Below are 5,708 nucleotides of genomic sequence, written 5' to 3' on the forward strand. Positions count from 1 at the left end.
TTGAGGTCGCCGGGCTCGTCGGTCCCCGCGCCAGCGTGGTCGAGTACGGCAGCGGGGCGAGCCGCAAGGTGCGCACCCTGCTCGACGCCCTCGACCGGCCGGCCCGCTACCTCGCCCTCGACATCTCCCGCGACTACCTCGCGGCCTCGGTCGCCCGGCTGGCACCGGACTATCCCGCGGTCGCGATGACGCCGGTCTGCGCCGATTACGGCGGCCCGGTGCGCCTGCCCGTCAGGCTCGACGACGGGCCGGTGCTGGGCTTCTTTCCCGGCACCAGCATCGGCAACTTCGCGCCCGATGCAGCGCAGGGTCTGCTCGCCCGCATCCGCGACACGCTCGGGCCCTCGCGCCTCCTCGTCGGAGTCGACCCGACCCGGGACGAGGCCCGGCTCTACCGGAGCTACGGCGGCGACCTGATGGCCGCGTTCCACCGCAACATCCTGGTGCGGATGCGGCGCGAACTCGGCGCGGATCTCGACCCGGAGGGCTTCGCCCACGCGGTGCGGGTCGAGCCCGAGCCGTTCCGGGTCGAGGCGCGCCTCGTCGCCCGGGGTGCGCAGACGATCCGGCTGGACGAGGACGCATTCGTCTTCGCGGACGGCGAGAGCGTCCGCACCGACACCTCGCACAAATACCCGCCCGACGCCTTCCGGGCGCTCGCCGAACGGGCCGGCTGGCGGCCGGAGCGCGTCTGGCTCGACCCGGACGGGCTGTTCAGCCTGCACCTGCTGCGGACCGAATGACGCAACCCTTGCGTGCATCGCTTCGGAAACTTGGCCGCACCGCGAAGCGCTGACTTCCGGACGACCCCTTCGTGCCGGTCCCGGCACGCCACCCCGAGGAGACACCAGCGATGGCTCTCGACACCCGCGCGATCTACATCACCGCGCTCAAGAACACCCACGCCCTGGAGATGCAGGCGCTTCAGATCATGGAGCGGCAGATCGAGCGGCTGGAGCGCTACCCCGAGATGGCCGACGCGCTGCGCCGCCACGTCGAGGAGACCCACGGCCAGCGCCAGCGGCTGGAGGAGGCGCTGGGCAGCCTGTCGGAGAGCCCCTCCACCATCAAGGAGGGCATCCTCGGCTTCGTCGGCAACATGATGGCGCTCGGCCACACCCCGGCCCAGGACGAGATCCTGAAGAACACCTACGCCAACCACGCCTTCGAGAACTTCGAGATCGCGGCCTACACCTCGCTCCTCACCATCGCGGACGCCGCCGGCCAGGGCGCGCACAACGCCGGCTTCCAGCAATCGCTGCGCGAGGAGCAGGCGATGGCCCAGCGGGTGAACGAGCTGATCCAGCCGACGACGCTGCGCTACATCGAGCTGACCACTGCGGGCGAGAAGGCCGACCGGTGAGCGTGCTCGGGGGGACCACGCGGCGGCCGCCGCTGGCGCGGCAGGTCGTCGTCGTCACCGGCGCGTCGAGCGGCATCGGGCTCGCCACCGCCCGGATGGCGGCGGCGCGGGGCGCGCGGGTGGTGCTCGCCGCCCGCAGCGCCGACGCGCTCGCCGAGATCCGCGCCGGGATCGAGGCCGCCGGGGGACAGGCGATCGACGTGCCGGCCGATGTCGGCGTGCGGGAGGATGTGGAGCGGATCGCGGCCCGCGCGGTCGAGGCCTTCGGCGGCTTCGACACCTGGGTCAACGTCGCGGGGCTGACGATCTACGGGCCGCTGGGCGCGGTCAGCGACGCCGACCACGAGCGCCTGCTCCGGACCAACCTCTGGGGCACGGTGCTGGGCTCGCTGGTCGCCGTCGATCATTTCCGCAGCCGCGGCGGGGGCGGGCTGATCAATCTCGGCAGCGTCGCCTCCGACCTGCCCTTCCCGTTCCAGGGCATGTACGTGGCGAGCAAGCATGCGGTGAAGGGCTTCACCGACGCGCTGCGCATGGAACTGCTGCAGGAGGGGCTGCCAATCTCCGTCACCCTGGTGAAGCCGGCCTCGGTCGACACCCCCCTGCCCCAGCGCGCCCGCAACTACATGGAGCGCGAGCCGACCCTGCCGCCACCGGTCTACGCGCCGGAGGTGGTGGCCCGCGCCATCCTGCACGCGGCCGTGCATCCGCAGCGGGACATCTATATCGGCGGCGCCGCCAAGCTGATGGCCGCCACCAAGGAGTTCGCACCCGGCGCCTTCGACTACCTCGCCCCCGCGATCACCGCCTTCCAGAAGCGATCGCGGCCGCCGGAGCATCCGGAAGGCGCCCTGCACGCGCCCGTCCGGGCCGGGGAGGTGCGCGGCGGGCAAGGGGCTCTGGTGCTGAACTCCAGCGCCTACACCCGGGCGAGCCTGCACCCGCTGGCACTCACCGGGCTCGCGGCGGCGGGGCTCGCGCTCGGCGCCGCGACACTGCTGGGGGCCCGTCCGCGGCGGCGGCGCTGAATGGCGGCCGATCCCGCGCCGGCGCCCGACCCATTCGGCGCTCCCGCCCCGCGCCGCTTCCTCGACCTGCCGGGCTTCCCGCGCATCGCCTACGCGGAGGCCGGCGCCGGGCCGCCGCTGATCCTCGTGCACGGCGCCCTGGTGACGCTCGACGACATGTGGCTCGGGCCGATGGCCGCGCTCGCCCGGCACTTCCGGGTCGTGGCGATCGACCGGCCCGGCCACGGCGAGAGCGGGCACGGCCGGCCCGCGGACGCCTCGCTCTGGCGGCAGGCCGACCTCGTTCTGGCCGTCGCCGACGCGCTCTCGCTGGAGCGCCCGGTCGTGGCCGGGCACTCCTTCGGCGGGGCGGTGGCGCTCGCCTGCGGGCTCGCAGCGCCCGAGCGGATCCGCGGCGTCGTGGCGATCGCGCCGATCGCCTTCCCGGAGCCCAGGCTGGAGCAGGTGCTGTTCGGGCCGCGCGCGGTGCCCGTCGTCGGACCGCCGCTCTCGCGGGCGCTCGCCCCGGCGGACGCGGTGCTGCTGCCGCTGCTCTGGCGGGCCCTGTTCCTGCCCCGCGCCATGCCGGAGACCTTCGCGCGTCGCTTCCCATTCGCCCTCGCGGGCCGGCCGGACCGGCTGGTCGCGGACGGCGAGAACGCCAACCTGCTCTGGACCGACCTCGCCCGCAGCGCGGCGCTCTACCCGCTCTGCCGGGCGCCGGTCCACATCCTGTCGGGCAGCGGCGACATCGTCACCAACCAGACGCTGCACGGGCGCGGCGCCGCCCTGCTGATCCCGGGCGCGCGCCTGCACTGGCTGCGGGGCGAGGGCCACATGCTCCACCATTTCCGACAGGACGCGGTGGTAGAGGCGGCGCTGGCGATCGCCGCATAGGGTCCTGGGATCCCAAAGGGCCCGAGGCCCTTTCGGCGCCTCAAGGCGCTGCAGGCGGGGTCCGGGGCGCGCAGCCCCGGGATCGGCTTCTCCGACCCGGCAAAGCCGGGTCGGAGAAGCCGAATGCAGGGTTCCACCCTGCACCCGCGAAAGGCCTCGGGCCTTTCGAAACCGGGACTTCACGCCGCTTCCAACGCGGGCGTCTCCAAATCGTCGGCCGGGCCGAAGAACTCGTAGCGGATCCGCTCCGCCGGGACGCCGCGGGCGGCGAGTCCGTGCGTCAGGGCCGCCAGGAAGGGCTTCGGCCCGCACAGGTAGAAGGTCGCCCCCGCGGGCGCGGCCTCGGCGAGCCAGCCGGCCGTGATCAGCCCCCGGTGCTCGTCGGCCCCGAGCGGCGCATCAGCCGCCAGACCCTCGTAGAAGGTCGCGAGCGTGAGGCCCGGCGCCCGCTCGACCAGGGCCCGCAGCTCCGCCGCGAAGGCGTGGCTGCCGCGGTCCCGGGTGCCGTGCGCCCAGAGGACCGGGCGCGCGGGGGTCTCCGCGGCCAGCGTCTCGGCCATGCTCAGCAGCGGGGTCAGGCCGACGCCGCCGCTCGCCAGCACCACCGGGCCCTCGCCCTCCAGCACGAACTCGCCCGCGGGCGCTGCCACCGCCAGCACCGTGCCGGTCCCCGCCTCGGCATGCAGCCAGTTCGAGACGATGCCCTCCGGCAGGCCCGTCCGACGCTCGCGCTTCACGCTGATCCGGTAGGCCCGCGCGTTCGGCGCGCAGGAGATCGAGTAGTTGCGCGTCAGGGTGGGCCCGCCCGGCAGCGCGACGCGGAAGCCCAGATACTGCCCCGGCCGGTGCGGCATCACCGGCCCGCCATCCGCCGGCACCAGCCAGAACGAGCGCACCTCCGCGCTCTCGTCGCGCACGGATTCCACCCGGAAGGCCCGCCAGCCGGTCCAGCCGCCAGGCGCCGCCGCGTGCGCCCGGTAGAGTGCCGCCTCGCGCCCGATCAGGATCTCGGCCAGGCACCAGTAGGCCTCGCCCCAGGCGGCGCAGATCTCGGGCGTCGCCGCCTCGCCCAGCACGTCGCGGATCGCCGCCAGCAGCGCGTCGGCGACGTGCGGATAGTGCTCGGGCAGGATGTTGAGCGCGACGTGCTTCTGGGCGATGCGCTCGACCGCTCCACCCAGTACGCCGAGGTCGTCGATGTGGCGCGCGTAGGCCAGCACGGCCTGGGCGAGCGCCTTCGGCTGCGAGCCGGTCTCGCCGTGATGCGACTGGTTGAACAGGTCGCGGATCTCGGGATTCTCGAACAGGCGCTCGTACATGCGGCGGGTGATGGCGAGGCCGTGGGCCTCCAGGGCCGGCACGGTGGCCTTGATCAGCGCGACGGTGGCGGGTTCGAGGGGCTCGGGCATGGTCGCCTCAGAAGGTGCATCGACGATGCATCTTTAAGGACCGCGTCAGGGGCGTGCAAGACAAAGGTGTACCGATGATGTATCTTTTCGGCGTCCGGATCCCCGCATGCGCCTGACCCGCTACACCGACTACGCCCTGCGCACCCTGATCTATCTCGGGCTGAACGAGCCGCGGCAGAGCTCGATCGGCGAGATCGCGCGCGCCTACGGCATCTCGGAGAACCACCTGACCAAGGTGGTGCACCAGCTCGGCCGGCTCGGGCTGGTCCGCACGATCCGGGGCCGGGGCGGGGGCCTGAGGCTGGCGCTCGACCCCGCCGAGATCGTGGTCGGCGCGGTGGTGCGGCAGACCGAGGAGGATCTGGCGCTGGTCGCGTGCTTCGCGGGCGGCGCCTGCGCGATCACGCCGTCCTGCCGGCTGCGGCGGGCGCTGGGCGAGGCGCTGGCCGCCTTCCTCGCCGTGCTCGACGGCTACACCCTGGCCGACCTCCTGGGGGGCGGCGACGGGGCGGCGGTCGCACTGATGCTGGGATTGGCACCGCCGGAGCCGGTGTGATCCGCTAATCGAGGCAGAGCCGGAAATAGAGCTGTCGCACCCGCTCCATGGCCTCCCGGTCCTCGCCCCGGGCGGGGCTCAGAAGCTCCGGGCCATCGGGCACGCGGCCGAAGGAGGCCCCGGCGAGATCGGCCACGAAGCCGCGCGGCCCTCCGTAGAGCCCCTGCCGGTTCCTGACGTCGACCGAGCCGCAGATTGCCCCGCCCTCGGCCCGGCGCAGCTCGGTGACCCGCGCCTCCGGGCTGTTCAGGTTCCGCCCGACCAGATCGAGCACCGCGCGGGTGTCCGCGGGCCCGATCCGGGCTCCGGAGCCGTCCTCGACGGTCTGGCCGCGGGCGGTCGCGGGCAAGCCGAGACCCGCGCTCAAGACGAGCAGCGTGACGGCGAGTGCGGCGCGCTTCATCGTGATCCTCCCCGTTCGGCCGGATTCTCGGCGAGCACCTCGGCATCCGCAAGCCGCGGGCGGCATCGTGTCC

The 5,708-nt window shown here is 73.7% G+C and carries 7 protein-coding genes; 5 read left to right on the plus strand and 2 right to left on the minus strand.

Annotation, left to right across the window (positions count from 1 at the left end; translation table 11 throughout):
• The 4 genes from AX737_RS14140 to AX737_RS14155 all read left to right on the plus strand — a co-directional run.
• Positions 1 to 743, plus strand: a 743-nt coding sequence (locus tag AX737_RS14140; protein WP_066922317.1) for an L-histidine N(alpha)-methyltransferase, incomplete at its 5' end; no start/stop codon positions are given.
• Between the two features lie 110 nt (positions 744 to 853).
• Positions 854 to 1,363 (plus strand): ferritin-like domain-containing protein, encoded by a 510-nt coding sequence (locus AX737_RS14145; protein WP_066922319.1) that lies wholly within the window; start codon positions 854 to 856, stop codon positions 1,361 to 1,363.
• Positions 1,360 to 2,391 carry an SDR family oxidoreductase gene (locus tag AX737_RS14150; protein WP_238229584.1) on the plus strand — a complete coding sequence of 344 codons (1,032 nt, stop codon included), beginning with the start codon at positions 1,360 to 1,362 and terminating at the stop codon, positions 2,389 to 2,391. The genes AX737_RS14145 and AX737_RS14150 overlap by 4 nt, the downstream gene beginning before the upstream one ends.
• Complete coding sequence (locus AX737_RS14155; RefSeq protein WP_066922321.1) at positions 2,392 to 3,267, plus strand: alpha/beta fold hydrolase; 876 nt, start codon at positions 2,392 to 2,394, stop codon at positions 3,265 to 3,267.
• A 179-nt stretch (positions 3,268 to 3,446) separates the two neighbouring features.
• Here the strand turns inward: AX737_RS14155 and hmpA are convergent, their stop codons facing one another.
• Entirely contained in the window at positions 3,447 to 4,676 is a 1,230-nt protein-coding gene (gene hmpA, locus AX737_RS14160) for an NO-inducible flavohemoprotein (RefSeq protein ID WP_066922323.1), read from the minus strand.
• Positions 4,677 to 4,782: 106 nt separating this feature from the next.
• On the opposite strand from hmpA, the gene AX737_RS14165 reads away from it, so the two are divergent.
• Entirely contained in the window at positions 4,783 to 5,232 is a 450-nt protein-coding gene (locus AX737_RS14165) for an Rrf2 family transcriptional regulator (RefSeq protein ID WP_066922325.1), read from the plus strand.
• A gap of 4 nt (positions 5,233 to 5,236) precedes the next feature.
• Here the strand turns inward: AX737_RS14165 and AX737_RS14170 are convergent, their stop codons facing one another.
• The gene (locus AX737_RS14170; protein ID WP_066922327.1) at positions 5,237 to 5,635 is read right to left on the minus strand and encodes a hypothetical protein; all 399 of its coding nucleotides are present in this window, start codon (positions 5,633 to 5,635) and stop codon (positions 5,237 to 5,239) included.
• Positions 5,636 to 5,708: the final 73 nt, after the last annotated feature.

The sequence above is a fragment of the Methylobacterium sp. CCH5-D2 genome, assembly GCF_001556475.1.
Classification (GTDB): domain Bacteria; phylum Pseudomonadota; class Alphaproteobacteria; order Rhizobiales; family Beijerinckiaceae; genus Methylobacterium; species Methylobacterium hispanicum.

Excerpts from the sequence above, each read along its gene's own strand:
- AX737_RS14170 (WP_066922327.1), bottom strand. The coding sequence starts at position 5,635 with ATGAAGCGCGCCGCACTCGCCGTCACGCTGCTCGTCTTGAGCGCGGGT.
- AX737_RS14155 (WP_066922321.1), top strand. The coding sequence starts at position 2,392 with ATGGCGGCCGATCCCGCGCCGGCGCCCGACCCATTCGGCGCTCCCGCC.
- AX737_RS14145 (WP_066922319.1), top strand. The coding sequence starts at position 854 with ATGGCTCTCGACACCCGCGCGATCTACATCACCGCGCTCAAGAACACC.
- hmpA (WP_066922323.1), bottom strand. The coding sequence starts at position 4,676 with ATGCCCGAGCCCCTCGAACCCGCCACCGTCGCGCTGATCAAGGCCACC.
- AX737_RS14165 (WP_066922325.1), top strand. The coding sequence starts at position 4,783 with ATGCGCCTGACCCGCTACACCGACTACGCCCTGCGCACCCTGATCTAT.